Below are 24,937 nucleotides of genomic sequence, written 5' to 3' on the forward strand. Positions count from 1 at the left end.
AAAATCTAAAATTTTGAAAGCACTGTCCATTTGGATGGTGCTTTTTTATTTCTAATGTATTGAAAAATAACAGTTACCAAAATTATTTTAAAACAATCCCTTGAAAATATTTTTGTCTGTCCACATATCTATTTGTGAAGAGGATGCCTTGCTTGTTCATTAAATGAAAAGACATAGGGCCTTGGAAACCACTGACTTAGCTTCGCTCAAGAGAGGAAGACTTAAGCAGTACACAATTTGATTTAAGGTTCATTTCATGTCCCAGAGCTATAGAGCCAGAGGAATGATGTTTGAATCGCTCAGTACATTTCAGCCTTTTGCTAAATGACTGAGACTATTGCTTAATTTAAGAGGATAGTATTATGCGCAATGTAGATTTCTCACCTTTATACCGCAATGCAATTGGCTTCGACCGTCTATTTAACCTGATGGAAGCGAGTAACGCTAAGAATACCCAAGGCGGTTACCCTCCTTACAATATCGAACAGCAAGATGAAAATAACTACCGCATTACCATGGCAGTAGCGGGTTTTGCTGAAGATCAGATCGATATTACTCAAAAAGAGAACATGCTGATTGTTCGTGGTGAACGTAAAGCCGAAGAGGGCAAAAACTATGTTTATCAAGGCATTGCTGAGCGTGATTTTGAGCGTAAATTCCAACTAGCAGATTACGTAAAAGTCATAGGCGCAACAATGGAGAACGGCCTACTTCATGTTGAACTAGAGCGTGAAATTCCAGATGCAATGCAGCCGCGTAAAATAGCGATTAATGGTAAAAGCATTATCGAAAGCTAATTATTGAAGCTATTTTTTAAGCTTGGATAAATGAGGTAGAGAAAGAGCGTACTCTTAGTAAAGAGGCGCTCTTTTTAGTTTTTGTTGATTATCTAAATAGTCTCATAATTGATATTGATAAAGTGAATCTATATCTCTATATTATGCGCCGAATGAATTACTGAGTGCGTATAAATGAAAATGAAGCTATTGGCTGTATTGGGATTGGTAGGGTTAACGGGCTGTTCAAGCGTTGTTGCTCCACTTGCAAGTGATTACACGGCATCGACAGGCGATATTGTTCGTATTGCGTATGCGAATCCTGAAAAGACTTCAAATTGCATAGTGAAAGGTCACTCTGCTTTTAACCCAAACTCACAGAGCGTACTGGGTGTCGTATCTCTTGGACCAGATGACATGGAAACAGATAAACTTATCAATAGCACTTTTGGTGATGAGGCAGCGGCAGCTGGCGCAAACTATGTAAACAGAGGATTTGCTGGTTCCTCAACGTTTGGGGGAGTATATGAACGCTCTTCAACAGTAGAAGCGACATTCTTCCATTGTGAGACAGTACCAGAACTTTAAAAAGTAAGCCCAAAGTTTGATAGCTTTGGGCTTAATAGTCTTTTAGCTAGCTTGATACGCCTTTTCAACTTCCTCTGCAATAATGGCAATGCCTTTCTGCATCATTTCATCACTCTGTACATAATTCATACGCACACATTGATGAGCGTGTTCCCAGTCATCCTCTTGACCAATAAAGAAGTATTCACCAGGTACAATCAGGACACCGCGCGCTTTTAGGCGTTTATACAGCTCCATGGTGGTGATAGGCAGTTCATCAAACCACAGCCAAAGGAAGATAGCGCCTTCAGGCTTGTGTATCCTAAAGCGAGGATCAGTGATTGTTGTTTGCAATAACTCTACTGCGCGTTGGGATTTGTGTTGGTAGAAAGGCTTAATGACGTTGCTGCTGAGTTTCAGAAGATCATTCTTCTCAATTATATGGCTAGCAATTGCAGGCCCGATGCTGCCCGGAGCTAAGCTAATGATGCCATTCATATTGGTTAATGCTTGGGTCACTTCTTCATTGGCAATCACAATCCCGCAGCGAACACCGGGTAAGCCTAGCTTAGAGAGGCTCATACACAAGATAGTGTTCTCATTCCAAAACGGTTTTACATCTTCAAAAATGATATTAGGGAAAGGTAGACCATAGGCATTATCGATGATCAGTGGAATGTTATTCTCACGCGCTAACTTATCAAGCTTTTGGATCTCTTCGTCAGTGAGAACATTACCGGTTGGATTAGTTGGACGTGATGCACAGATTGCAGCGACAGAGTTATCGACTTTAAGCTGCTCAAAATCGACATGATATTTGAATAAGCCATTATCGAGCATCTCAATTTCAGGGTGGTAAGAGACAAAGATATCTTCATCAATACCGGCATCCCCATAGCCAATGTATTCTGGCGCTAATGGCAGTAAAATTTTCTTATGGGAACCATCAGTTTGCTGACCGGCCAATAGATTAAACAGATAGAAAAAACCACTTTGGCTGCCATTGGTAAGACTGATGTTCTTTTCAGAGATGTCCCATCCGTAAGTCTCTTTGAATAGTTTAGCGAGCCCTTTGACGAATACATCTTTGCCTTGTGGGCCATCGTAATTGGTCATTGAGGCAATGAGCTCTCCACTGGCGAGCATCTCTTCACTGGCTTGGTGAAAGTAGTCGAGCATGGCTGGAATGGCGGCGGGGTTGCCACCTCCGAGCATGATGGCACCAGGCGTGCGAAGACCATCATTTAAGTCGTCCATTAACTGGGTAATACCGGAGTACTGATTAAACTTTTCACCAAACTTAGAAAATTGCATTACGTGCTGTACCTAATTCATTGCGAGTGCTTTTTAATTGTAGTCTTTGTCGGCGAAGGGTTGACGACAAAGTAATCCTTGAACATACCTTAAGCATCATACGAGGCAAAGCACATTCTTTATCTATAGGAAAAAGAAAGCCCAACTCCGAGGAGTTGGGCTTGAAAGTATGCTTTAAAACGATGTGACTACGTTTTTTGTAAAGCCTATTTTTGCGACAAAGCTTACTTTTGCAGTAAAGAGATGTCGGCAATCTGCAGGAATAGATTACGTAGGTTGTTTAGCAGCGTTAGACGGTTTTTCTTAAGCGCTTCGTCATCAGCCATAACCATCACGTTATCGAAGAATGCATCAACGGGTTCACGTAGATCAGCAAGCTTGCTTAGGGCTTCTTGGTAGTTGCCTGTCGCGAATGCTGGTTCTAGTGCTTCGGTCATGACTTCAACGTTTTCAGCCAGTGCTTTTTCTGCATCTTCTTGAAGAAGAGTTAGGTCAATCTCTGCTGGCAGTTCGCCATCGAATTTCGCAAGGATGTTACCTACACGCTTATTCGCTGCTGCGAGTGCTTCTGCTGCTTCCAGTTCACGGAAGTGAGAAACCGCTTTAACACGTTGGTCAAAATCAGCAGGTTTAGTCGGACGACGTGCAAGTACCGCTTGGATGATATCAACGCTGAAACCAGCATCTTGGTACCATGCGCGGAAACGACCTAGCATGAAGTCGATAACGTCAGCTTCAACGTTGTCGTTAGTTAGCTTATCGCCTAGTAGCTCTTTCGCTTTACCGATTAGAGCGGTTAGGTCTAGGTTGTAGCCGTTTTCAACGATGATACGTAGCACACCTAGTGATGCACGACGTAGAGCAAATGGGTCAGAACCTTTTGGTGCTTGGCCAATACCGAAGATACCTACGATAGTGTCTAGCTTATCTGCCATTGCAACGGCAGAAGAGATACCTGTGCTTGGTAGCGTGTCACCCGCGAAACGAGGCATGTATTGCTCGTAAAGTGCTAGTGCAACTTGCTCGTCTTCACCATCGTGAGTCGCGTAGTGCATACCCATAACACCTTGAGTATCCGTAAATTCGAATACCATAGAAGTCATTAGGTCACATTTAGCCAGTAGGCCAGCACGCTTAGACTTTTCAACGTCAGCATCGATTTGCTCAGCGATGTAGCCAGCAAGCTCTGTGATGCGGTCTGTTTTGTCTTTGATAGTACCAAGCTGTTTCTGGAAGATAGCTTGGTCTAGTTCAGGAAGACGGTCGATCAGCGGACGTTTACGGTCGGTGTTGAAGAAAAACTCAGCATCAGCAAGACGCGGACGTACCACTTTCTCATTACCTTCGATCACGTGACGAGGCTCTTTAGACTCGATGTTCGAAACGAAGATGAAGTTTGGCAGAAGGTTCTTATCAGCGTCATACACTGGGAAGTACTTCTGGTCGCCTTTCATGGTGTAAACCAAAGCTTCAGAAGGCACTTTTAGGAACTCTTGCTCAAACTTAGCAGTAAGCACCACTGGCCATTCAACTAGTGAAGTTACTTCTTCAACTAAGTCGTCTTCTAGATCAGCAATACCGCCAACTGCCTCAGCTGCTTTTTTAGCATCAGCTAGGATGATAGCTTTACGCGCATCGTAATCTGCCATTACTTTACCACGCTCTTCTAAGATCGCAGGGTATTGGTCAGCAGAGTCGATGGTGAACTCTTGTTCGCCCATGAAACGGTGGCCACGGATAGTACGAGCAGAAGCTACGCCTAGGATCTCGCCTTCAACAAGCTCATCACCTAGTAGTACTGTCAGTGTTTTCACTGGACGGATAAATTGAATGTCTGAGTTACCCCAGCGCATTGCTTTAGGAATTGGTAGGCCAGCTAGTGCTTTCGCAGCGATGTCCATCACCAATTCTTGAACTGGTTTGCCAGCTACTTCTTGTTTGAAAAGAAGCCACTCGCCTTTGTCTGTTTTCAGACGCTCAGCTTGCTCAACAGTAATACCGTTACCACGAGCCCAACCTTGCGCAGCTTTAGTTGCGTTGCCTTCAGCATCGAAGGCTACAGAGATTGCAGGGCCGCGTTTCTCAACAACTTTGTCTGCTTGGCCTTCAGCCAGTGCTGTCACTTTAAGTGCTAGACGACGTGGAGCTGCGTACCATTTCACGCCTTCGTGAGACAGTTCAGCGCCTTTTAGGCCTGCTTCAAAGTTAGAAGCAAACGCTTCTGCTAGAGAACGTAGTGCTGTTGGTGGAAGCTCTTCCGTACCCAGTTCAATTAGAAAATTCTTCGCCATGATTATTTACCTTCCTTTTCTTCTACAGATCGGCACATTGGGAAGCCAAGCGCTTCACGTGACGCGTAGTACGCCTCAGCAACGGATTTAGTCAGGTTGCGGATACGAAGGATGTAACGTTGACGCTCTGTTACAGAGATAGCTTTGCGCGCATCAAGGATGTTGAATGCGTGACCTGCTTTTAGAATGCGCTCGTAAGCTGGAAGCGGAAGTGGCTTCTCTAGCTCAAGTAGCTCTTTACATTCTTTTTCGCACTGGTCGAAGAAAGTGAATAGGAAATCGACGTCTGCGTGTTCGAAGTTGTACGTTGATTGCTCAACTTCGTTTTGGTGGAAGATATCACCATAAGTTACGTTAGAACCGTCTGGTGCTACGTTCCATACAAGGTCGTAAACAGAATCAACTTCTTGGATGTACATTGCTAGACGTTCGATACCGTAAGTGATCTCACCAGTAACTGGCTTACACTCAAGGCCGCCAACTTGTTGGAAGTAAGTGAATTGAGTCACTTCCATGCCGTTTAGCCATACTTCCCAACCAAGACCCCAAGCGCCTAGCGTTGGGTTTTCCCAGTTGTCTTCGACGAATCGAATATCGTGAACTAATGGATCGACACCAAGTACTTCAAGCGAGCCTAAGTACAACTCCTGAATGTTGTCTGGAGATGGTTTTAGAGCTACTTGGAATTGATAGTAGTGCTGCAGACGGTTCGGGTTTTCACCGTAACGACCATCGGTCGGACGACGAGAAGGTTGAACGTATGCCGTAGACATTGGCTCTGGGCCAAGTGCACGTAGACATGTCATTGGGTGAGAGGTGCCAGCACCTACTTCCATGTCCAAAGGTTGAACAATGGTACAACCGTTTTGAGCCCAATAATCCTGCAGCGCGAGGATCATTCCCTGGAAGGTTTTGATATCGTATTTTTGCATAGTCAAGTTCGCGCGATTCTTCTAAATGATTTAATAAAAATAACCATCAAGTATAGCGACATATTGGGCTTGCGAGTAGGGGTAATCATGGTTAATTAGTGCTCTAAAATGTCCTTTAATGAATTTTTGTTGTCGAGTGTGCGGGTAAATTCATTAAATGAAACAGTTTAGTGCCGAGTTTGCTTGAATTTATTCAGAAGCGATATAGAATCCACACCGTCTTTGGGGAGTAGCTTGCTTATCCAGATGGAACCCAATCCATCAAATAGGATGAGTTCGTTCGTCAACATAATTGATGCAAAATCATCATGGCGTTCGAGACGAGATATCGAAAACTTCGATAGCTGGTTTAGCAAGACCATAGACAAGTATCGTGAACCGGGGTGGGGCGCGAGGCTTGTCTTTGGTTACTATAATAATCCTCACCCCAAATGAGCATGTCGTGAGCGTTTTAGCAATATCTATAACCACCGTAGCATTAGCAGAAATTGGCGATAAGACCCAACTGCTGTCGTTACTCTTAGCAAGTCGATACCGAAAACCAATCCCAATCATAGCCGCGATCTTTTTCGCAACGATTGCCAATCATGCCTTAGCTGCATGGCTCGGCGTTGTTGTGGCTGATTACCTGTCACCTGATGTCTTAAAATGGGTGCTGGTGGTGAGCTTTATTGCCATGGCGGGTTGGATTCTTATTCCTGATAAACTCGATGACGATGAGAAAATATCAAACCGAGGCCCTTTCGTAGCGAGCTTTATTGCATTTTTTATTGCGGAAATCGGGGATAAAACTCAGATAGCCACTTCTATCCTTGGGGCGCAATATGCCGATGCTTTAGTGTGGGTTATCTTAGGAACCACGATAGGAATGCTACTGGCTAACGTTCCAGTGGTGATCATCGGTAAGTTATCTGCTGACAAAATGCCACTGGCTCTGATCCGAAAAATAACCGCAACCCTGTTTGTTGCATTAGCCATCGCCGCGGCTCTATTTTAACGATCAATGTGTGGGTAGTGGCTACTAGCAGGCGATATTGAACTGGATCAATAAGTGAATCGATCTTGCTCAATATCGCTCTCGTTGACACATAAATGTCATATAGAGTGTGCTAATTTAGTGGTGTAAAAGTAAACAATTCATAGCAGCGAGAGGGCACTATTATGCTTACACGTTATATGGGTATGACACCGCAAAGTCAGAGCTATCTTTTTACTTTTGGTCTAGCAATCACACTTCTCGGAGTGGTACTTACTGAGATGTGGCTACCTATGGTAGTCGGTGCAATTTTGATGACGGGTTTAATGGTCGAGTCGTGGATTCGTGTGGCTCACATTATTCCGTTGCATCGAGAGATGCGTGATATGAAAAAACAGCTAGCCGATTTGCAATCGAAGCTCTATCAGCATCAGCAAGAAACAGAGTAACGTCATCAAATAAAAACAGCACAGAACATTAAAAAGGGGCATAGCGATTGACGCTATGCCCCTTTTCTCTATTTATTCAACGTACTATTTAACGGTCGTATCAACCTTATACCACACCTTTTTTAATCAGATAAAGATAAGGCAATTCTTCTATTTTTGATGCGACAAGCTCGTGGTCCATAAATCGGCAAAAGCTTGGAATATCACGAGTTGTAGAGGGATCATCTGCTTTTACCAGCAGTACTTCACCGTCTTTCATTCCTCGAATTGTCTTTCTCACCATCATGACAGGTTCTGGGCATCGTAGCCCTTCTGCTTCTAATGTATGGGTCGCCAATGTTGGGTCAAAAGTCATGGTTAATATCTCAATTACTGCGTTAGATCGGTAGATAATACTAATGAAGAAAAAATATTCAATAATCTCTTGGCAATCGGATCAATTTGTTTTAATTTAGTTAACAAGTTGGTAACAAATACCATTTCAGCAGAACAGGCAAGGAGCCCACTATGTTAACAGCATTAGATAGATTGACCATCTACTCGGTTCTTTGTTTTATCTCTTTTTGCGCTTTGGTACTGCGTACACCAGCTGACTCGTCTTTAATGCCATTATTTGGCTTAAGTGCAACGATTTTAGGGATTTGGCTTGAGATGCGTCGTTGGACGGGCACATCTGAAGAGCAAAAAAATTAATGCAGTTTCTGCTTAGTCTCATTTAGGTAATAACTGCGCACTTGTAAGACTACACACGAATACATTCCGACACTACCCCAGTTTTCTTGGGCTTCCCCGCTGAAAAGCGGGATTTTTTTTGCCCAAAGGTTACACTAAAGAGAGTCACTATAGTGGAGCCAAGCCGTGGAATTAGAAGAGGTTTACCGTAAAGATCTCAATTTACTCATTGCCTTAAGAGTATTAATTGAAGAAAGTAGCGTCAGCAAAGCCGCTGCTCGTTTAAACCTTAGCCAATCTGCGATGAGTCGAGTCCTAGGACGATTACGCCAATTATTGAATGATCCGCTTTTTACTCGCCAAGGGCAGCATCTGATTCCAACAGAAAAGGCGCTAGAGATTGATCGCTCACTTGGCGATCCGCTTGAATCTCTTCGCCAACTTCTTTCTCCATTAGAGTTTGAGCCTCAAAGCTGTGATCAAACCTTTACCATAGCGACGACCGATTACGCTATGCAGACCATTCTTCCCTTTGCACTTCCACGTATTTATCAAGAAGCGCCGAATGTGTCGTTTGATTTTCTGCCACTGCAGCATGATAGGCTTTCAGATCAATTAACGTATGAAGGCGCAGATTTAGCGATTTGCAGACCAACAGGGCCTGTTGAACCGTTGAGAAGTGAGGTGTTAGGTCGCGTAGGGGTACTTTGTTTGTTGTCAAAACAACATCCATTGGCGGATAAAGAGATGGATTTACAAGATTATCTGCACTACCCACACGCCATGATCGCGATTAGCGATGGGGTAAAAGCGCTGCTTGATCAATCACTGGTAGGAAACCCTGCCCCTAAGATGGTTCTGCGTGCTTATCATTTGGAAGCCGCCTTAGCGATTGTTGATACCATGCCGATCATTATTACTGTCCCTGCCGATCTCGCGTATCTCGTTGCTGAGCGATACGACTTAGCGGTGAAACCTTTGCCATTTCAATTCACCCCTTTTGATTACTCTATGATTTGGCACCCTCGATGTGAGCACTCCTCTGCTCAAGAGTGGTTGAGAAGTATCGTCAAAGAGGAGTGCGGACGCTTAATTGCCAAGCGAGTAGAGGATATGGGATTGGATGGTTAGCTGCGGGTAATCAATAAATAGGGTCAGTTTTGGATCAAAAAAAGCTTTAGGTCTCCCTAAAGCTTTTTGCTATTTAAGCTGTACATAAGTCGCTTTGAACGATGAAAAATAGACTTATAGCTTCATCATTAATTTATAATTTAATAACGACGCGACCCGTCACTTGGCCGTTAGTGATGTCTTCTGCGTACTTCGGCGCTTCTGCTAATGCGACTTCTGTACAAGCTTGCTCGAAGTAGCTGTCAGGTAGAAGCTCTACGAGTTTATTCCAAGCAGCAATACGTTTTTCTGTCGGGCAAGAAACAGAATCGATACCTTGCAGACGAACGTTACGTAGAATGAATGGCATAACGGTTGTAGGTAAATCAAATCCACCCGCTAGGCCACAAGCTGCAACCGCACTATTGTAATCCATCTGTGCTAATACTTTGGCGAGAACCTTGCTACCAACGGTATCCACAGCGCCAGCCCAGATCTGTTTTTCTAGTGGGCGAGCAGGTTCTTCAAATTCAGTACGGTCAATGATGCGACTGGCACCTAGCTTTTCAAGTAGAGGGCCATTTTGTTCAACACGACCCGTTACGGCGGCGACTTTGTATCCAAGCTGAGCAAGTAAGGTAACCGCAACAGAGCCCACACCACCGCTTGCGCCAGTTACTAGGATTTCACCCGTTTCAGGTTTGATGCCCGCATCGAGTAGAGCTTGTACACACAGCATTCCCGTAAAGCCAGCGGTACCGATCATCATTGCTTTTTTGCTGTCTAAGCCTTTTGGTAATGGTACAAGCCAGTCCGCTTTTAGCCGTGCACGTTGAGCCATGCCACCCCAATGGTTTTCACCCACGCCCCAGCCAGTCAATACCACGCTATCACCTGCTTGATAGCGGCTGTCGTCAGAACTCACTACAGTGCCTGCTAAGTCGATGCCCGGAACCATAGGGAAGTTGCGGATTATTTTACCCTTCCCCGTGATCGCTAAACCGTCTTTGTAGTTGAGCGAGGAGTAATCAACATCGATTAGCACATCACCTTCTGGCAGTTGTGATTCATCGATTTGTTCTACGTTAGCGATGGTGCGTTTTTCTTCTTGGTTTAGAACTAAGGCATTAAACATGTGAGTCCCCATTAAAAGACAGCAAGTAATTAAGTTAGCGTTAGTGTAGACGCTAACTGTCTATGATTAAAATGAAACTTTAGCATTACATCTATGTATTAAGTGCATAGATATGAAATATTGAACCGAAAAATAAAAAGCCAGTCGATGACGACTGGCTTAATGAGTTATGACAAGAAGAACTGATAAGACGGGTTATCAGTTTCATCTTTGCACTGATAGCCAAGCTCCCGAAGGTGGGTTGAGAACCGTGCTAAATCACTCTCATCGAGTTCAAAACCACATAAAACACGGCCATAGTCGGCACCGTGATTACGGTAGTTAAACAGGCTAATATTCCAATGCGTACCAAGCGTGCTTAAGAACTTAAGCAGTGCGCCTGGGTATTCAGGAAATTCAAAGCTGTATAAGCGCTCTTTCAATGGTTTAGAAGGCTTACCACCAATCATGTAGCGAACGTGTAGTTTCGCCATTTCATCTTCCGATAGGTCGACAACAGGGTAGCCACCATCACGCAGATCTTGAATGATGTGTTGCAGCTCTTCTTGGCCCCCTTGTAAACGAACACCGACAAAGATATTGGCAAGACTGTCATCGTTATAACGGTAGTTAAACTCGGTGACTGCTCGGCCACCAATGATATTACAGAACTCAAAGAAGGCGCCTTGACACTCAGGAATCGTGACAGCAAGTAAGCCCTCACGTTTCTCACCCAATTCACAACGCTCTGAAACGTAACGTAGGCCGTGGAAGTTGGTATTCGCCCCTGATAATACTGTGCCTAGTTGTTTTCCTTGCAGTTGGTTCTGCTCAGAATACTTTTTAAGGCCAGCAAGCGCTAATGCACCAGAAGGTTCCGCGATAGCGCGCGTGTCTTCGAAGATGTCTTTCACTGCAGAGCAGATTTCGTCACTGGATACTGCAATATGCCCATCAATGTATTTTTGGCACAAGCGGAACGTCTCTTCACCAATACGCTTTACTGCAACGCCATCAGCAAACATGCTGACTTGGTCAAGGACCACTGGCTCACCCGCATCAAGTGCTGCTTTCAAGCATGAGGAGTCTTCAGGCTCAACCGCAATCACCTTAATTTCAGGCATAAGCTGTTTAATGAGAACCGCAACACCCGCAGCCAAACCACCGCCACCAACAGGAACAAAAATATATTCCAGATGACCATTTTGTTGCAGCATTTCCATGCCAATCGTGCCTTGCCCAGCGATCACCAACGGATGGTCAAAGGGAGGAACAAAGGTATAGCCATGTTCAGCTGATAGTCGCTCTGCTTCCGCTTTTGCTTCGTCAAAGTTGCTGCCATGAAGAACAACGTTACCGCCAAAGCCACGTACTGCTTCAACCTTAATATCGGGTGTCGTCTTCGGCATTACAATCGTGGTATTGATACCCAGTTTTGTGCCCGAAAGCGCCATACCTTGTGCATGGTTACCCGCTGATGCCGCAATGACACCGGCTGATTTCTGTGCTTCCGATAAGCTTGCGACCATATTATAGGCACCGCGCAGCTTAAAAGAATGAACAGGTTGACGGTCTTCACGCTTAATTTGTACTTGGTTACCAATGCGCTCAGAAAGGCGAGGCATATCTTGCAATGGGGTGACGGTCGCAACTTCATAAACGGGTGCGCGAAGGATCTGGCGCAGATAATCTGCACCAGTTTGTTGACCTTCTTTTGCTAGAAAAGCCTCAGTCATAAATTAGCCCTCGAGCTTAGACTTATCGCGCACCGCACCCTTGTCAGCGCTGGTCGCCATGCTTGCGTAAGCTTTTAGAGCTAGTGAAACAACACGTTCTCGGTTGGCAGGTTTCCAACCTAGCTCATCTTGCTTTGTGCGACGTGCTGCTAATTCATCTTCAGCCACATCAAGCGTGATTGAGCGGCTAGGGATATCGATGGTGATGATATCGCCATCTTGAACCAAACCAATAACACCACCACTTGCTGCTTCAGGAGAAGCATGACCAATCGAAAGACCCGATGTACCACCAGAGAAGCGGCCATCAGTCAGAAGTGCACATGATTTACCTAACCCCATCGATTTTAGGTAAGTCGTTGGGTACAGCATCTCTTGCATACCCGGGCCACCTTTAGGGCCTTCGTAACGAATAACAACCACTTCACCCGCTTTTACTTTTCCGCCTAGGATACCTTCTACAGCGGTATCTTGGCTTTCAAATACAACCGCAGGACCTTGGAACTTTAAGTTCTCTTCATCAACGCCAGCGGTTTTAACGATACAACCGTCAACCGCAATGTTGCCTGAAAGAACGGCTAGGCCACCCTCTTGGCTGAATGCATTCTCTTTGGTGCGAATACACCCGTCTTTACGGTCATCGTCCAAGCGATCCCAACGGCAGTCTTGTGAGAACGCTTGAGTGGTACGAATGCCAGCGGGGCCTGCGCGGAAGAATTTTAGAACGTCTGCATCTTCGGTTTGCATGATGTCGTATTGAGCAAGCTGCTCTTTCATAGACAAACCAAGCACAGTGCGAGTATCACCATGTAGTAGCCCAGCACGATCCAGCTCACCTAGGATAGCCATCACGCCACCGGCGCGGTGAACATCTTCCATATGGTACTTAGGTGTTGAAGGAGCAACTTTACATAAGTGTGGAACACGACGAGACATATCATCAATGTCGCCCATGTCGAAATCAATCTCACCTTCTTGAGCAGCGGCCAATAGGTGAAGAACAGTGTTACTTGAACCACCCATGGCGATATCGAGTGCCATTGCGTTTTCAAAGGCTGCGCGGTTAGCAATATTGCGAGGAAGTGCTGCGTCATCGCCTAGCTCGTAGTAACGCTTTGTTAATTCAACCACACGTTTACCTGCGTTGATGAATAGCTGTTCGCGGTCAGCGTGTGTCGCTAGCATTGAACCGTTACCTGGCTGAGAAAGACCAAGTGCTTCAGTTAGGCAGTTCATTGAGTTTGCCGTGAACATGCCAGAACATGAGCCACACGTTGGGCAAGCTGAACGTTCAATTTTCTCACTCTGCTCATCAGAGACCTCAGGGTCAGCGCCTTGAATCATGGCATCAACTAGATCAAGTTTGATGATTTGGTCAGAAAGCTTGGTTTTGCCTGCTTCCATTGGACCACCTGAAACGAAGATCACAGGGATGTTCAGGCGCATTGCTGCCATCATCATCCCCGGAGTGATTTTGTCACAGTTAGAAATACATACCATAGCGTCTGCACAGTGTGCATTAACCATGTACTCAACCGAGTCTGCGATAAGTTCACGTGATGGCAATGAGTACAGCATGCCGCCGTGACCCATGGCAATACCATCATCGACTGCGATGGTATTGAATTCTTTTGCGATGCCGCCTGCTTTCTCAATCTCGCCTGCAACCAGTTGACCCATGTCTTTAAGATGTACGTGGCCTGGAACGAATTGAGTGAATGAGTTTACAACGGCGATGATCGGCTTACCGAAGTCTTCATCTTTTACGCCAGTTGCGCGCCATAGTGCACGTGCGCCTGCCATGTTTCGTCCATGGGTAGTCGTTGCACTGCGGTATTTGTTTTTTGGAGCCGTAGACATTGGAATTTCCTTTTCAATTATTTCGCAGACTGAGGTTTGTTTTCTGGGTACACGTAATCTAGCCAACCCCACTTGTCTTCAGTGGTGCCATTAAATAGGCCAAAGTAATCTGCTTGCAGTACTTTAGTGATTGGGCCGCGTTTCCCCGTGCCTACTTCAATTTTATCAACCGTACGAACCGGTACGATTTCTGCCGCTGTTCCTGTCATGAATACTTCATCAGCAAGGTAAAGCGCTTCGCGAGCGATGTTCTCTTCACGTACTTCGTAACCACGCTCTTTCGCTAGAGTCATGATGGTGTCGCGAGTAATACCTGGCAAGATAGCACTGGTTGCTGGTGGCGTTGAAAGAATGCCATTGCGAACAACAAAGATGTTTTCACCCGCACCTTCAGATAGGTAGCCATCAACACTGAGTGCGATACCTTCATCGTAACCGTTACGACGAGCTTCACCACCAACAAGTAGGGAAGATAGGTAGTTACCGCCAGCCTTAGCTGCCGTTGGAATGGTATTCGGAGCCGCGCGGTTCCAGCTCGAAATCATGGCATCAACACCATTTTCTAGCGCTTCTTCACCAAGGTATGAACCCCAAGGGAATGCAGCAATAATCAATTCCATTTTTGAGTTTTCTGGAGGACATACACCAAGGCCAACGTTACCAACAAAGCCTAGTGGGCGGATGTAAGCAGAATTAAGTTTGTTCTGACGCAGTGTTTCGCGTGTCGCTTCCATGATCTCTTCTTCAGTGTAAGGAATCGGGAAGCGATAGATTTTTGCAGAGTCCTTCAGACGCTTAGCGTGCTCAGGGTGACGGAAGATAACCGGACCATTTGGTGTGTTGTAGCAGCGTACGCCTTCAAAGACAGAAGTACCGTAGTGCATAGCGTGAGTGAGAACGTGGACATTGGCATCAGCCCAAGGAACCATTTCTCCATTAAACCAAATGTAGTCTGCTGTTTTAGCTGTCATTGTTGCCTTCCTTTATGCACTAATCTTTTGTTGTAAGTTGTTGTTTGGGAGCTCGTTATTGCTGATTACTGTGACATCAACAGTGCGCACATCCCATAACTTTTCGATTTGACTGGTCAAAAATGAGATAGGACGATCACTGTCAACAATGATCTCTACACTCGCAATTTTGCTCTCATGATTCTGTGTTCCCGCAACCTGTTTTACCACAAAGCCACGGTGACGAACGACCCTTAGTACACGTTCAAGAAGTACTGGTTTATCGTCCGCTTTGATGTCTAATAAATATCTTTCCATTGCTGTGTTCTCCCTAGGTGTTCTCTAGCATTTCGCTGTTCGACGCACCAGGTGGAACTAGCGGCCATACGTTTTCTTCTTCATCAATAAGTACATGTAGAAGATAAGCTGTTTTACTCTCTAGCATCTCTTTCAGTGCAGGCTCAACTTCTTCTTTTTTAGTGATGGTTTTACCCGGAATATCAAAAGCTTTTGCTAGCATGACGAAATCAGGGTTGTCATCCAAAATGGTTTCACTGTGGCGACCATCGAAGAACAGAGATTGCCATTGGCGAACCATGCCTAAACGAGAGTTGTTCAGCAGCACCATTTTTACCGGAATCTGGCGACGCTTTAATGTACCAAGCTCTTGTATGTTCATCATAAATGAACCGTCACCCGAAATAAGGATAGACTGGTCGTCAGGACGGCCAACCGAAGCTCCCATGGCGGCTGGAAGCCCAAAGCCCATGGTGCCTAGACCTGCAGAGGTGATGAAGTTTTGTGGAGAACGCGGCTGAATATGCTGAGCCGCCCACATTTGGTGTTGGCCAACATCGGTCGAGATGATGCTGTTTTCTGGCATCATTTCAGACAGCTGTTTTAGTAGTAATGGAGCGAAAATTAGGTCACCTGGGTGATCATAGCGCCACTTGAACCCTTTACGTAGGCTCTCACTGTGTTGAACCCATGGGTTAATATCTTGAGTAAGCTCTAGCTGAGGTAAAATCACATTGATGTCACCGCGCAGTGATGCATTAGCAGTACGTAATTTGCTGAATTCAGCTGCATCAATATCAAGGTGGATAACTTTCGCATGAGGCGCAAAGGTATCTAGCTTGCCCGTCACTCGGTCATCAAATCGTGCACCGACAACGAATAATAAGTCACACTCTTGGACCACAAGGTTCGCCGCTTTTGTGCCGTGCATACCCAGCATTCCTAAGTAGTGCGGGTCGTGACGCTCTACGGAACCCAAACCTTTTAGTGTGCTCACGGACGGCATAGGGTTGATGCGTAAGAATTCACGCACGCTTTCTGTTGCATGTGCCAGTTGAACACCGCCACCAACATAAAGAACAGGTCTTGTACTTTGTGATAGAACCTCTTGCGCCTTAGCGATGTCATCAACGCTTGCAACAGGGATTGCTGGTGGTGTGAATGGAGGAAGAACAGAAACAGGTGCTTGTGCAAGCTGCACATCTTTCGCGATATCAACAATAACAGGGCCAGGACGACCGGTTTTTGCAACTTCAAAAGCTTCTGCCAACGTTGGTGCAAGCTCATTGATGTCCGTAACAAGGTAGCTGTGTTTCGTACACGACAACGACATACCGATCACATCCATCTCTTGGAAAGCATCGGTTCCGATATGTGAACTTGCGACTTGGCCTGTGATAGCGACCATTGGGATAGAATCGAGGAAGGCGTCAGCAAGGCCTGTCACAAGGTTGGTGGCACCCGGTCCAGAGGTTGCCATACAAACCGCAACATCTTGAGTAGCACGTGCCATGCCAATGGCAGCCATTGCCGCACCTTGTTCGTGTCGGCAGAGAATATGCTCAACACCACCATCGTATAAGGCATCGTAGATTGGCATTATAGCGCCACCTGGATAACCAAATACCGTTTTAATTCCTTGCTGGGTTAAAGCAGAAACGACTAATTCAGCACCTGTCATTACATGCCTCCCTTTTTGTATTCATTTTTGCACATCATGTGCGCTCCCATTCTTCCTGTCATATCTGATTGCTTAGTTTTTCTTTGTTGAAGCTAAGTCAATCAGGATGAGCTTCAGTCTAATTAGTTGTAAAAAAACCCCCGGACTTTTCAGTGCGGGGGTTTTTAAAATCTTGTGGTTATCTGCTGCCCACTAGCCCCCGCGTGGTGTCAATAATGACCACGATAATAAGGAGTACCAGAGTGTTGATGCGGGCTTTGAAGTTCATCTTCTTTCTTTTTGTCTTAAATTCTATTAAATATTGAACAATTTCGTTTGCGTACCTAGTGGTAACATACAATTCCGTTAAATGACAAGCAAAAACTCATTCTTTTTTCACATTATCTCAGCATACGGGCACGTTATATAACATCCTTACTCAATAAATAGCCATTCAATAATGGTTGTGAATAGCTGATATCAGGGAAGATAAAATGGGCTTAGCCATTGTTAATAGTCGTGCAAGTGTTGGAGTTGAAGCGCCCGAGGTCACGGTCGAGGTTCATATCAGTAATGGTTTACCGGGGTTTAGTTTAGTTGGCCTACCTGAAACCACCGTTAAAGAAGCAAAAGACAGAGTTCGAAGTGCGATCATCAACTCACGTTTCGAATTTCCAGCCAAACGTATTACCGTCAACCTAGCACCCGCCGATCTTCCCAAAGAGGGAGGGCGGTTTGATTTACCTATTGCTTTGGGAATATTGGCGGCGTCTGATCAAATCCCAATCGATAAATTATCTCAGCGAGAGTTTATAGGTGAGTTGGCTCTTTCAGGTGAACTTCGAAGAGTGAAAGGCGTTCTTCCCGCCGCGCTAGCAGCGAATTGTTCGAATCGAAGCTTAATCGTTCCACATAGTAATGGTGATCAGGCTGCTTTGGTCGGTAAAGAGAGTCATAAATCAGCACAGAGCCTGTTAGAGGTGTGTGCAGAGCTGTGTGGTCAACAACCATTGGCACTGTTTCAAACCAAGGCAAAATTCAGTGAACGTAAGTTAACCCGTGATCTTCAAGATATTATTGGCCAACAGCAAGGAAAACGAGCGTTAGAAATTGCGGCTGCGGGAAATCATAACTTACTGTTTCTCGGTCCGCCTGGAACCGGAAAGACCATGTTAGCCTCTCGATTATGCGATTTATTACCAGAAATGACTGAAACGGAAGCGATGGAAACGGCGTCGGTGGCTTCATTAACGCAGCAGGAGATCAATGAAGATAACTGGAAGCTAAGACCTTTTCGTTCACCACATCACTCTAGTTCCATGGCAGCGTTGGTGGGAGGAGGTTCTATTCCTAGGCCGGGCGAGATATCCCTAGCTCATAATGGGTTACTGTTTCTTGATGAAATGCCTGAATTTGAACGTAAGGTATTGGATTCATTAAGAGAGCCACTAGAGTCAGGTGAGATTATTATCTCTCGAGCACAAGGTAAAACCCGTTTTCCAGCTCGATTTCAATTAGTTGGAGCACTGAATCCTAGCCCAACTGGGTACTACGAAGGCAGCCATACACGAACTAATCCTCAAATTATCCTACGTTATTTGAATCGCCTGTCAGGGCCACTGTTGGACCGCTTTGATATGTCGATAGAAATCCCAGTTCTTCCGAAAGGTGTGTTGGCGGAAGGTGGCGATAGAGGAGAGCCTACGAGTGTTGTCAAACAGCGTGTAGAGGTGGCTCGAGATCGCATGCTACAAAGAAGTGGTGTTGTAAACGCACTACTTGGCAGCCGAGAGGTAGAACGATACTGTCCGCTAGAAAAGGTGGATGCTCAGTTTTTAGAAACGGCTTTGCATCGACTAGGACTCTCTATTCGTGCATACCACCGTATTATTAAAGTGGCGCGAACCATCGCTGACTTGGAAGGAGCCGAACAGATAGCCAAACCTCATATTGCGGAGGCACTTGGCTATCGGGCTATGGATCGACTGTTAAAGCAGCTCACGCTACAAGCGGTATAAAGCTAGGATTAGAATTGGTAATTAATACCCAGTGAGACGATAGTTTGTGATTCATCGTAAAAGTCGATATTCGCATCTGACTGGTCATAGCCTAGAAATGAGATTAAAGACCAATTCTTATACCCAAGAAAGTCGACGTATTCGTAGGCGGCGAATAAGGAAAGCCCGTTGTCTGAACGGGTTTGGCCGCTAAATCGTGTGCTTTCTGCTTCATAATCTGTCTGTGAATAAGAGGCGGTTAATGCGATTTGATGTGCACCTAGAAATTGAAACACACTAAGTTCACCACGATAGCGTTCAAAACTGCTCGCGCTGCCTTCAGCTTCCTGCTTTGTGTAGGATATTGCTGGAGCAAGCATCGTTGCACGGCTTAATGGTAGGCGTACTTGCCCTTTTATAAAGTAAGTGTCAGCGTCACGAGCGAGATCGGAACCTTGCAAACTGTCTTGTTCTATCTCTTTATCCCCGTAAGCCATATCAACAGAAAATAAGCTGCCAGCGATATTGGAAAGCTTTAAACGATAGGCGTTTCCGTCCACATCGGTCTCTTGGCGAGTGCTCTCAGTATCGTATGGATTTTGCCAAACGCTTCCTGACATCACGGTAGGAAGGTAAGCGATATCAATGGTCATTTTTGAAGAAAATTGATACTTGTAGCCCAACTGAACCGCCAGCGTACCGACGGCAATATCATCGCGAGTCGTACCAAAATAGACCTGTTGATTCGATTGTCCAAAGGTATAAGCGATATTCCCTAGCGGAGCCACAATAAATGAGTCTGTAGTCTGAGAGGGCTGACCTAAGTTGGCTAGATTAGCATCCGCATCGGTACTCAAGTTTGATTCTTGGGTGACATAGACACTGTTGAGAGATATTTCACCGCTAAAGCCATTGCCAGCCCCAAGCTTTGCGTAACAAGACGTCGATGAAAGTAGAGCAATAAGTAACGAATAGCGAGCTTTCATAAGGATCTCCATTTCCTTAACTATGAGGCATTACTATACGGTATGAATTATTGAAAAATAAGACTAATTGTAAGAAAAAAGAGATAAGAAAAAGGGAACACCGTTGTGTTCCCTTGATATTCGTTTTTAAATCGTTTTTTATTTGGTGAGTAAGTAGTTCACCAAGGCAAAGTATTCAGTGGTAGTTTTAATAGATTGCCCTTGAACAAGATAACGATTATTGACAACAACAGCAGGTACGCCAGTTAGGCCACTGTCTTGGAACTGCTTATCAAAGCGGCGAACCATAGAGTCCACGGCAAAGCCGTTGTAGGCCGCATCATATTTCTTAGCATCAATACCTTCATCTAAGAACATCTGGCGCAATGCTTCTTCATTTTTAGGTGGCTGGCCCATGTTGTGAATGCGATTAAACAAAACTGGCACCATTTTATCTTCTACTTTTAGTGCCACCATCGTTGCGTAGGCTTTGCTGACAGGAAGCCCCATTGACCCACCCATGAAAGAGACGTGGCTTTTCTGCAGTTTCGCGCCTTCAGGGAGCTGCTCTTTTAGCTGTTCAATAACCGGCTCAAGAGAGTTACAGTGTGGGCAGTAGAAAGAGAAGAACTCAGTCACAACAGGTTTTTTTGATGGCTCTAAATCTAGAACCTTATAGTGCTTTCCTTCTTCAAATTGTGCTGCGTGAGCAGAAAGGCTAAGCATCAGTGTCGCGAAAAGTGCAAACAGCTTTTTCATTGGTATCTCCATATTCTATTTATTAGGCAGCTGCCCATTACCATTGAGGCGTCAGTGTGAGTGAAGGTTCACTTAAAGCCGCAATTTGTTCTTTAAAACCTAAGACTTGGCTTTCCCAGTATTTTGGATCATTAAACCAAGGAAAAGCGAGTGGAAAAGCAGGATCTTGCCATCTTTTCGCTAGCCAAGCCATATAGTAGACCATTCGTAGACCGCGTAGAGGCTCAATAAGTTTCAGTTGAGAGTGATCAAAATCACAAAACTCTTGATAAGACTCCAAAATGATATCGAGCTGAGTCAGTTTGTCATTTCTATCACCATTGAGTAGCATCCAAAGATCTTGAATAGCAGGCCCATTTCTAGAGTCATCAAGATCGACAAACATCGGGCCATCACGCCATAGAATATTACCTGGGTGACAGTCTCCATGAAGTCGAATCATGCTGACATTGGGTTGCCACTGCTCTTCTAGCCGAGAGATGAGCAAGTCCAAATCACTGAAGAAGGCATTTTCTAAGTGCATTGGAATAAACGTCGAGTTTTCTAGTAGTTTCTTAGGTTGGTGAAGGTATTCATCAAGTGAGATGGTTGGTCTGTGAGCAAAAGTGCACTGCTGTCCGACTTGATGGATACGACCTAAAAATCGCCCAACGCCTTCGAGTTGATCGAAATTATCGACTTCAAACTGTCTTCCTCCAACACTGACAAATAAGGCAAATAGATAGCCTTGATATTGATGCAAGGTGTGGCCATTGATTCTGCAAGGTGGCGCGACGGGGACTTCTGCATCGTGTAACTCAAGGGTAAAGTCATGCTCTTCTTGAATTTGCAGCGTATTCCAACGTTCGGGGCGGTAGAACTTCACCACATAGCGCTGGCGCTCCTCGTCCGTAAATTGATAGACGCGGTTTTCATAACTGTTGAGTGGTAAAAAACCCGATTCAACGCGAATTCCGATACTTTCTAGGGCGTACCACATGAAGTCGGGTGTGAGAGCATTAAAGTTAAACGCTTGTTCTGTCATAAATTAAAAAGGCCCATTGCTGAGCCTTTTCCATATTAATTATTTAGAGTGTATCGACTAGAGCTCGCCAATAAATCGACTTTCTACTTCTATACTGAAGTCATTACTGTCTGACAGTATAAACTGAATTGTGGTGACAGGAGTGGTTAACTTCTCTGGATCGATACCTAAACTCATTGGCAGGTTGAGAACTTCACCAGGTTCAACATGGACGGTTTGTCGCCCATACCAGGTGACATCGGTTAGCCCCGAGACATCCAACTGGTAGCTTTGGGTTTGCTGAGTTTTGTTGATGACTTTGAGGGTGTAGGTATTTTCAATTTCACCCGCATTGTTCTCTCTAAATAATTGGCTTCTATCACGTATAACACTGAGCCCAGCAGGTTCAACACTGGCGACTTGAGCGAAGAATAAGCCGATCATTACAACGAAGATCAAGCCGTAACCGATTAGTTTTGGTCGCATGATATCGGTTTTGTGTCCTTCTAAGCGATGCTCTGTGGTGTAGCTGATAAGGCCTTTTTTGTAGTTCATCCGCTCCATGGTTTTGTCACAAGCATCAATACAAGCACCACAGTTAATACATTCGTATTGAAGGCCATCACGGATATCGATTCCCGTTGGGCAGACCTGAACACACAAATCACAATCAATACAATCGCCTAACCCGAGCGCTTTGGGATCGGCTTTTCGGCCTCGTGGACCTCTGCTTTCTCCGCGTTGAGTATCGTAACCGACGATAAAGGTGTCCTTATCAAACATAGCGGACTGGAAGCGCGCATATGGACACATGTGTAAGCAGACAATCGAACGCATCCAACCGGCATTGGCATAAGTACACGCTGCAAAGAATAATACCCAGAAGATAGGCCAAAATGAGCCGCTAAAGGTAAAGAAGCCAATAATGAGTTCATTGATTGGAATGAAGTAGCCCACAAAGGTAAAGCCGGTGGCGAGTGCGATGGCTATCCATGCGCAGTGCTTCAATGTTTTTCTTACGATAAGCTTTGAGGTGAGTTTTCCTGAGTCTTGTTTGCGCCGCTTGTTCGCGCTTCCTTCCAGTTTTTCTTCAAACCAAATGTACATAAAGGTCCATACGGTTTGCGGACAAAGATAACCACACCAGACTCGTCCTAAAAAGGTGGTCAGGAAAAACAGACCAAAGGCAGCAATCATAAACAGAAGAGCTAATAGGGTGAGATCTTGTGGGTAAAGCGTGGTGCCAAAGAAGTTAAACTGTTGGCTTGCAATATCTAATAGAACCGCCTGACGTTCACCGTAAGGAATCCATGGCACCATGGCAAACATGACCAATAAAAACCACCCACCGTAACGACGCAGTTTTTGAAATACCCCCTTACTCTCTCTTACGTAAATGCCGCTGCTTGGGTTAAATCGATCCTTTTTCCCTTTATGGGTTTTGGGATTAAACGTTTTGGGCGTCACGTCTTTAATATCGATCTTATCCTGACTCATGAAGTCATCCTTTTCTTGGGGCTATTCGGTGCGAATTCTCGTGTTCGCACTCTTCCGACATTGCCATTTAGCTGGCTGGTTTAATTCATATAAAAGTGAATCAATACCATCTCAATCTTTATAAGGGCGTTATTATATAGTGTATAGCGAAGTTAATTGTTTAACATTAGCCACAGTTCGTAACAATAAATGTATAACAGATGAGCCACTTACGGCTAAAAATAAAAAAGCGACCTAGATAGGTCGCTTTTTCACATGATGATTAACGGTTATTTTACAATGCCTCGGGCACGTAAAATAGCAGTTTTGAAGTCATCTTCTTGGTCTTTTTTCAGGCCAGGGATCATTTCTGTTTTCTCACTATTGCGCATTTTTAGATGATAAATCAGTACGTCGTCGGTGAGATCTTCCAGCTTATTTTCGTAACCTGCTTCTTGAGCGAGCTTTACAATAAACTGCATCATGTTTAACTCTTGATCTTTCTGCCACTCAGGCTCGAGTAGTTCAAGTAACTCTTCAATACGATGACACTTCACTTTTTTCTCTCGTTGTTATCATTATCAGTGGGCAATGTACCAAAAATGGGATTTAAATCTAGGTTTGAAAGTGTGCAGACGTAAAAAAGCGCAGTGAGGACTGCGCTTTTTATTAAGCCGCTTTAGTTTCAGTTGTTGGGTCAGACACTGTGCGAGCTGTCTTTTCCGCTAACGTCATCGCGGGTGCTGCTGGTTTTGATGTCGGAGCAGTAGCAAAGCCACTACGACGACGAGACGCACTACGGTTTGAGTGCGCAAACCTGACGGGTGTTGGGCGCATTAATTTACCTAACTGTCAGGCACATCCATTGCCAATCTAATGGCCTAAATCGCCATGAGTTGAGCTTCAATTGCTTGAAGGGTGGCTCTTCTGGCTTTCGCCAATCCAAATAACGATTCAGGAGTGGTGATATGCAAGCATATCAAAACTAGATTAGCACCAACCTTTTGATTGGTCGATATCTAAACAACCTATTTGATTTGTTATTATGATAATAATGTGATCAGAATGTAATCCTATAACTTAGCCCTGAATGGTAAACAAGGCGACCGAGCAAAATCATGCTTGCTCGATTGAGTTAAGACAGGGTTCGTGGTTACTATGAGGTTTCATCAAGGAGGTGTGTATGTCGTTTTTTAAGAAAACCCTCGCAAGCTTTGGAATTGGATCGGCCAAGGTCGATTCAGTATTACAACAAGAAGTGCTGTACCCCGGGCAAGGGGTGAATGTGACTATTCATGTATATGGCGGTTCAAGTGAGCAAGAGATTGATAACATTGAGCTAAAACTCTGCTGCCGTTATGTCGATGAAGTTCCAATTGATAAAGGCGAAAGAGGCGAAGGTGAGCGAACTCGTCGTGTTAATCAAAGTTACACATTGGCGAAGTGGAGCCTGCCATATGCATTCACCATTAAACCGGGTGAAGAGAGAGACTTTAATGTTGAACTCGACGTTCCACTCAATACACCAGTGACAATCGGCGATGCCAAAGTATGGCTTGAAACTGGCTTAGATATCTCAATGGCGATTGACCCAACCGATAAGGATATTTTAACGGTACGTCCAGATCCTATTATGGATGGTATTTTTACGGCGCTAGAAGAGCAGGGTCTGCGGATCAGGCAGGTTGAATGTGAAGCGGTAAAAGGGTTTGAGCTTCCGTTTGTACAAGAGTTCGAATTTGTCCCGACCACTGGCCCATATCACGGTCGTTGGCGAGAGCTAGAGATCGTTGCCCATAATACCGGTGATGCCATTAAGCTATGGTTTGAGGTGGACAGAAACCGTCAAGGTGCGAAAGGGATGTTAGCAAGCCTACTGGGTATTGGAGAGTTAAAAAGAGAGTTGGTTATCTCACTGGATACTCAGCCCGAGGCCGCAGGCCAAAAGGTTCTCGAATTTTTAGACAGTACTTGCTGAGGATACAAGTACCAATAGGTTAAAAAGTTTAAGCGTACACCTGTAAGCTTAAATG

24 protein-coding genes are annotated in these 24,937 nt (G+C 44.9%); 8 read left to right on the forward strand and 16 right to left on the reverse strand.

All coding sequences use genetic code 11. The features are described from left to right. Positions 1-362 precede the first annotated feature (362 nt). Positions 363-797 (forward strand): Hsp20 family protein, encoded by a 435-nt coding sequence (locus KP803_RS20390; protein ID WP_248010684.1) that lies wholly within the window; start codon positions 363-365, stop codon positions 795-797. Positions 798-971: 174 nt separating this feature from the next. After that, entirely contained in the window at positions 972-1,364 is a 393-nt protein-coding gene (locus KP803_RS20395; protein ID WP_248010685.1) for a hypothetical protein, read from the forward strand. Between the two features lie 42 nt (positions 1,365-1,406). Here KP803_RS20395 and KP803_RS20400 read toward each other — a convergent pair whose 3' ends face one another. From KP803_RS20400 to glyQ, 3 genes are all read right to left on the reverse strand, one after another. Further along, on the reverse strand, positions 1,407-2,657 hold the full coding sequence (locus KP803_RS20400) for a valine--pyruvate transaminase (protein ID WP_248010686.1): 1,251 nt from the start codon (positions 2,655-2,657) through the stop codon (positions 1,407-1,409). Positions 2,658-2,881: 224 nt separating this feature from the next. After that, complete coding sequence (glyS, locus tag KP803_RS20405) at positions 2,882-4,948, reverse strand: glycine--tRNA ligase subunit beta (RefSeq protein ID WP_248010687.1); 2,067 nt, start codon at positions 4,946-4,948, stop codon at positions 2,882-2,884. Between the two features lie 2 nt (positions 4,949-4,950). Next, the gene (glyQ, locus tag KP803_RS20410; RefSeq protein ID WP_102405545.1) at positions 4,951-5,880 is read right to left on the reverse strand and encodes a glycine--tRNA ligase subunit alpha; all 930 of its coding nucleotides are present in this window, start codon (positions 5,878-5,880) and stop codon (positions 4,951-4,953) included. 442 nt (positions 5,881-6,322) lie between these two features. On the opposite strand from glyQ, the gene KP803_RS20415 reads away from it, so the two are divergent. Both KP803_RS20415 and KP803_RS20420 read left to right on the forward strand, forming a co-directional pair. Then, positions 6,323-6,877 carry a TMEM165/GDT1 family protein gene (locus KP803_RS20415; protein ID WP_248010688.1) on the forward strand — a complete coding sequence of 185 codons (555 nt, stop codon included), beginning with the start codon at positions 6,323-6,325 and terminating at the stop codon, positions 6,875-6,877. A 164-nt stretch (positions 6,878-7,041) separates the two neighbouring features. Beyond that, positions 7,042-7,305 (forward strand): hypothetical protein, encoded by a 264-nt coding sequence (locus KP803_RS20420; RefSeq protein WP_248010689.1) that lies wholly within the window; start codon positions 7,042-7,044, stop codon positions 7,303-7,305. A gap of 106 nt (positions 7,306-7,411) precedes the next feature. Here KP803_RS20420 and tusA read toward each other — a convergent pair whose 3' ends face one another. After that, complete coding sequence (tusA, locus tag KP803_RS20425; RefSeq protein ID WP_248010690.1) at positions 7,412-7,660, reverse strand: sulfurtransferase TusA; 249 nt, start codon at positions 7,658-7,660, stop codon at positions 7,412-7,414. Between the two features lie 152 nt (positions 7,661-7,812). Here tusA and KP803_RS20430 point away from each other — a divergent pair, with 152 nt between their 5' ends. Both KP803_RS20430 and KP803_RS20435 read left to right on the forward strand, forming a co-directional pair. Further along, on the forward strand, positions 7,813-7,998 hold the full coding sequence (locus KP803_RS20430) for a hypothetical protein (protein ID WP_248010691.1): 186 nt from the start codon (positions 7,813-7,815) through the stop codon (positions 7,996-7,998). Between the two features lie 165 nt (positions 7,999-8,163). Continuing rightward, entirely contained in the window at positions 8,164-9,108 is a 945-nt protein-coding gene (locus KP803_RS20435; protein ID WP_248010692.1) for a LysR family transcriptional regulator, read from the forward strand. Between the two features lie 133 nt (positions 9,109-9,241). Here KP803_RS20435 and acuI read toward each other — a convergent pair whose 3' ends face one another. From acuI to ilvG, 6 genes are all read right to left on the reverse strand, one after another. Beyond that, on the reverse strand, positions 9,242-10,222 hold the full coding sequence (gene acuI, locus KP803_RS20440) for an acrylyl-CoA reductase (NADPH) (RefSeq protein WP_248010693.1): 981 nt from the start codon (positions 10,220-10,222) through the stop codon (positions 9,242-9,244). 167 nt (positions 10,223-10,389) lie between these two features. Further along, positions 10,390-11,937, reverse strand: a complete 1,548-nt coding sequence (gene ilvA / locus KP803_RS20445; RefSeq protein ID WP_248010694.1) for a threonine ammonia-lyase, biosynthetic — start codon at positions 11,935-11,937, stop codon at positions 10,390-10,392. Positions 11,938-11,940: 3 nt separating this feature from the next. Beyond that, complete coding sequence (gene ilvD, locus KP803_RS20450) at positions 11,941-13,797, reverse strand: dihydroxy-acid dehydratase (protein WP_248010695.1); 1,857 nt, start codon at positions 13,795-13,797, stop codon at positions 11,941-11,943. Positions 13,798-13,814: 17 nt separating this feature from the next. Beyond that, the gene (locus KP803_RS20455) at positions 13,815-14,768 is read right to left on the reverse strand and encodes a branched-chain amino acid transaminase (protein WP_248010696.1); all 954 of its coding nucleotides are present in this window, start codon (positions 14,766-14,768) and stop codon (positions 13,815-13,817) included. Between the two features lie 12 nt (positions 14,769-14,780). Further along, entirely contained in the window at positions 14,781-15,065 is a 285-nt protein-coding gene (gene ilvM, locus KP803_RS20460) for an acetolactate synthase 2 small subunit (protein ID WP_248010697.1), read from the reverse strand. Between the two features lie 13 nt (positions 15,066-15,078). Continuing rightward, entirely contained in the window at positions 15,079-16,725 is a 1,647-nt protein-coding gene (gene ilvG / locus KP803_RS20465; RefSeq protein WP_248010698.1) for an acetolactate synthase 2 catalytic subunit, read from the reverse strand. A 473-nt stretch (positions 16,726-17,198) separates the two neighbouring features. On the opposite strand from ilvG, the gene KP803_RS20470 reads away from it, so the two are divergent. Continuing rightward, on the forward strand, positions 17,199-18,722 hold the full coding sequence (locus tag KP803_RS20470) for a YifB family Mg chelatase-like AAA ATPase (protein ID WP_248010699.1): 1,524 nt from the start codon (positions 17,199-17,201) through the stop codon (positions 18,720-18,722). 8 nt (positions 18,723-18,730) lie between these two features. Here the strand turns inward: KP803_RS20470 and KP803_RS20475 are convergent, their stop codons facing one another. From KP803_RS20475 to KP803_RS20500, 6 genes are all read right to left on the reverse strand, one after another. Then, the gene (locus KP803_RS20475; protein WP_248010700.1) at positions 18,731-19,687 is read right to left on the reverse strand and encodes a DUF2860 domain-containing protein; all 957 of its coding nucleotides are present in this window, start codon (positions 19,685-19,687) and stop codon (positions 18,731-18,733) included. Between the two features lie 138 nt (positions 19,688-19,825). Beyond that, complete coding sequence (locus KP803_RS20480) at positions 19,826-20,425, reverse strand: thiol:disulfide interchange protein DsbA/DsbL (RefSeq protein WP_248010701.1); 600 nt, start codon at positions 20,423-20,425, stop codon at positions 19,826-19,828. A 37-nt stretch (positions 20,426-20,462) separates the two neighbouring features. Next, positions 20,463-21,449: a serine/threonine protein kinase gene (locus tag KP803_RS20485; RefSeq protein ID WP_248010702.1), complete on the reverse strand. Its 987-nt coding sequence runs from the start codon at positions 21,447-21,449 to the stop codon at positions 20,463-20,465. A 57-nt stretch (positions 21,450-21,506) separates the two neighbouring features. Then, positions 21,507-22,925, reverse strand: coding sequence for a cytochrome c oxidase accessory protein CcoG (gene ccoG, locus KP803_RS20490; RefSeq protein WP_248010703.1), 1,419 nt, complete (start codon positions 22,923-22,925; stop codon positions 21,507-21,509). A 269-nt stretch (positions 22,926-23,194) separates the two neighbouring features. Further along, the gene (locus KP803_RS20495; RefSeq protein ID WP_248010704.1) at positions 23,195-23,461 is read right to left on the reverse strand and encodes a YihD family protein; all 267 of its coding nucleotides are present in this window, start codon (positions 23,459-23,461) and stop codon (positions 23,195-23,197) included. 112 nt (positions 23,462-23,573) lie between these two features. Next, positions 23,574-23,741 carry a hypothetical protein gene (locus tag KP803_RS20500; RefSeq protein ID WP_248010705.1) on the reverse strand — a complete coding sequence of 56 codons (168 nt, stop codon included), beginning with the start codon at positions 23,739-23,741 and terminating at the stop codon, positions 23,574-23,576. Positions 23,742-24,087: 346 nt separating this feature from the next. On the opposite strand from KP803_RS20500, the gene KP803_RS20505 reads away from it, so the two are divergent. Next, a complete protein-coding gene (locus KP803_RS20505) occupies positions 24,088-24,882 on the forward strand; it encodes a sporulation protein (protein WP_248010706.1) in 795 nt (264 codons plus the stop codon). Positions 24,883-24,937: the final 55 nt, after the last annotated feature.

This window comes from Vibrio amylolyticus, assembly GCF_023145695.1.
GTDB classification, from domain to species: Bacteria; Pseudomonadota; Gammaproteobacteria; order Enterobacterales; family Vibrionaceae; genus Vibrio; species Vibrio amylolyticus.

Excerpts from the sequence above, each read along its gene's own strand:
- KP803_RS20455 (WP_248010696.1), bottom strand. The coding sequence starts at position 14,768 with ATGACAGCTAAAACAGCAGACTACATTTGGTTTAATGGAGAAATGGTT.
- KP803_RS20400 (WP_248010686.1), bottom strand. The coding sequence starts at position 2,657 with ATGCAATTTTCTAAGTTTGGTGAAAAGTTTAATCAGTACTCCGGTATT.
- glyQ (WP_102405545.1), bottom strand. The coding sequence starts at position 5,880 with ATGCAAAAATACGATATCAAAACCTTCCAGGGAATGATCCTCGCGCTG.
- KP803_RS20395 (WP_248010685.1), top strand. The coding sequence starts at position 972 with ATGAAAATGAAGCTATTGGCTGTATTGGGATTGGTAGGGTTAACGGGC.
- KP803_RS20470 (WP_248010699.1), top strand. The coding sequence starts at position 17,199 with ATGGGCTTAGCCATTGTTAATAGTCGTGCAAGTGTTGGAGTTGAAGCG.
- ilvA (WP_248010694.1), bottom strand. The coding sequence starts at position 11,937 with ATGACTGAGGCTTTTCTAGCAAAAGAAGGTCAACAAACTGGTGCAGAT.
- acuI (WP_248010693.1), bottom strand. The coding sequence starts at position 10,222 with ATGTTTAATGCCTTAGTTCTAAACCAAGAAGAAAAACGCACCATCGCT.
- KP803_RS20505 (WP_248010706.1), top strand. The coding sequence starts at position 24,088 with ATGTCGTTTTTTAAGAAAACCCTCGCAAGCTTTGGAATTGGATCGGCC.
- ccoG (WP_248010703.1), bottom strand. The coding sequence starts at position 22,925 with ATGAGTCAGGATAAGATCGATATTAAAGACGTGACGCCCAAAACGTTT.
- glyS (WP_248010687.1), bottom strand. The coding sequence starts at position 4,948 with ATGGCGAAGAATTTTCTAATTGAACTGGGTACGGAAGAGCTTCCACCA.
- ilvD (WP_248010695.1), bottom strand. The coding sequence starts at position 13,797 with ATGTCTACGGCTCCAAAAAACAAATACCGCAGTGCAACGACTACCCAT.
- KP803_RS20480 (WP_248010701.1), bottom strand. The coding sequence starts at position 20,425 with ATGAAAAAGCTGTTTGCACTTTTCGCGACACTGATGCTTAGCCTTTCT.
- tusA (WP_248010690.1), bottom strand. The coding sequence starts at position 7,660 with ATGACTTTTGACCCAACATTGGCGACCCATACATTAGAAGCAGAAGGG.
- KP803_RS20430 (WP_248010691.1), top strand. The coding sequence starts at position 7,813 with ATGTTAACAGCATTAGATAGATTGACCATCTACTCGGTTCTTTGTTTT.
- KP803_RS20500 (WP_248010705.1), bottom strand. The coding sequence starts at position 23,741 with ATGCGCCCAACACCCGTCAGGTTTGCGCACTCAAACCGTAGTGCGTCT.
- KP803_RS20485 (WP_248010702.1), bottom strand. The coding sequence starts at position 21,449 with ATGACAGAACAAGCGTTTAACTTTAATGCTCTCACACCCGACTTCATG.
- ilvM (WP_248010697.1), bottom strand. The coding sequence starts at position 15,065 with ATGGAAAGATATTTATTAGACATCAAAGCGGACGATAAACCAGTACTT.
- ilvG (WP_248010698.1), bottom strand. The coding sequence starts at position 16,725 with ATGACAGGTGCTGAATTAGTCGTTTCTGCTTTAACCCAGCAAGGAATT.
- KP803_RS20475 (WP_248010700.1), bottom strand. The coding sequence starts at position 19,687 with ATGAAAGCTCGCTATTCGTTACTTATTGCTCTACTTTCATCGACGTCT.
- KP803_RS20390 (WP_248010684.1), top strand. The coding sequence starts at position 363 with ATGCGCAATGTAGATTTCTCACCTTTATACCGCAATGCAATTGGCTTC.
- KP803_RS20420 (WP_248010689.1), top strand. The coding sequence starts at position 7,042 with ATGCTTACACGTTATATGGGTATGACACCGCAAAGTCAGAGCTATCTT.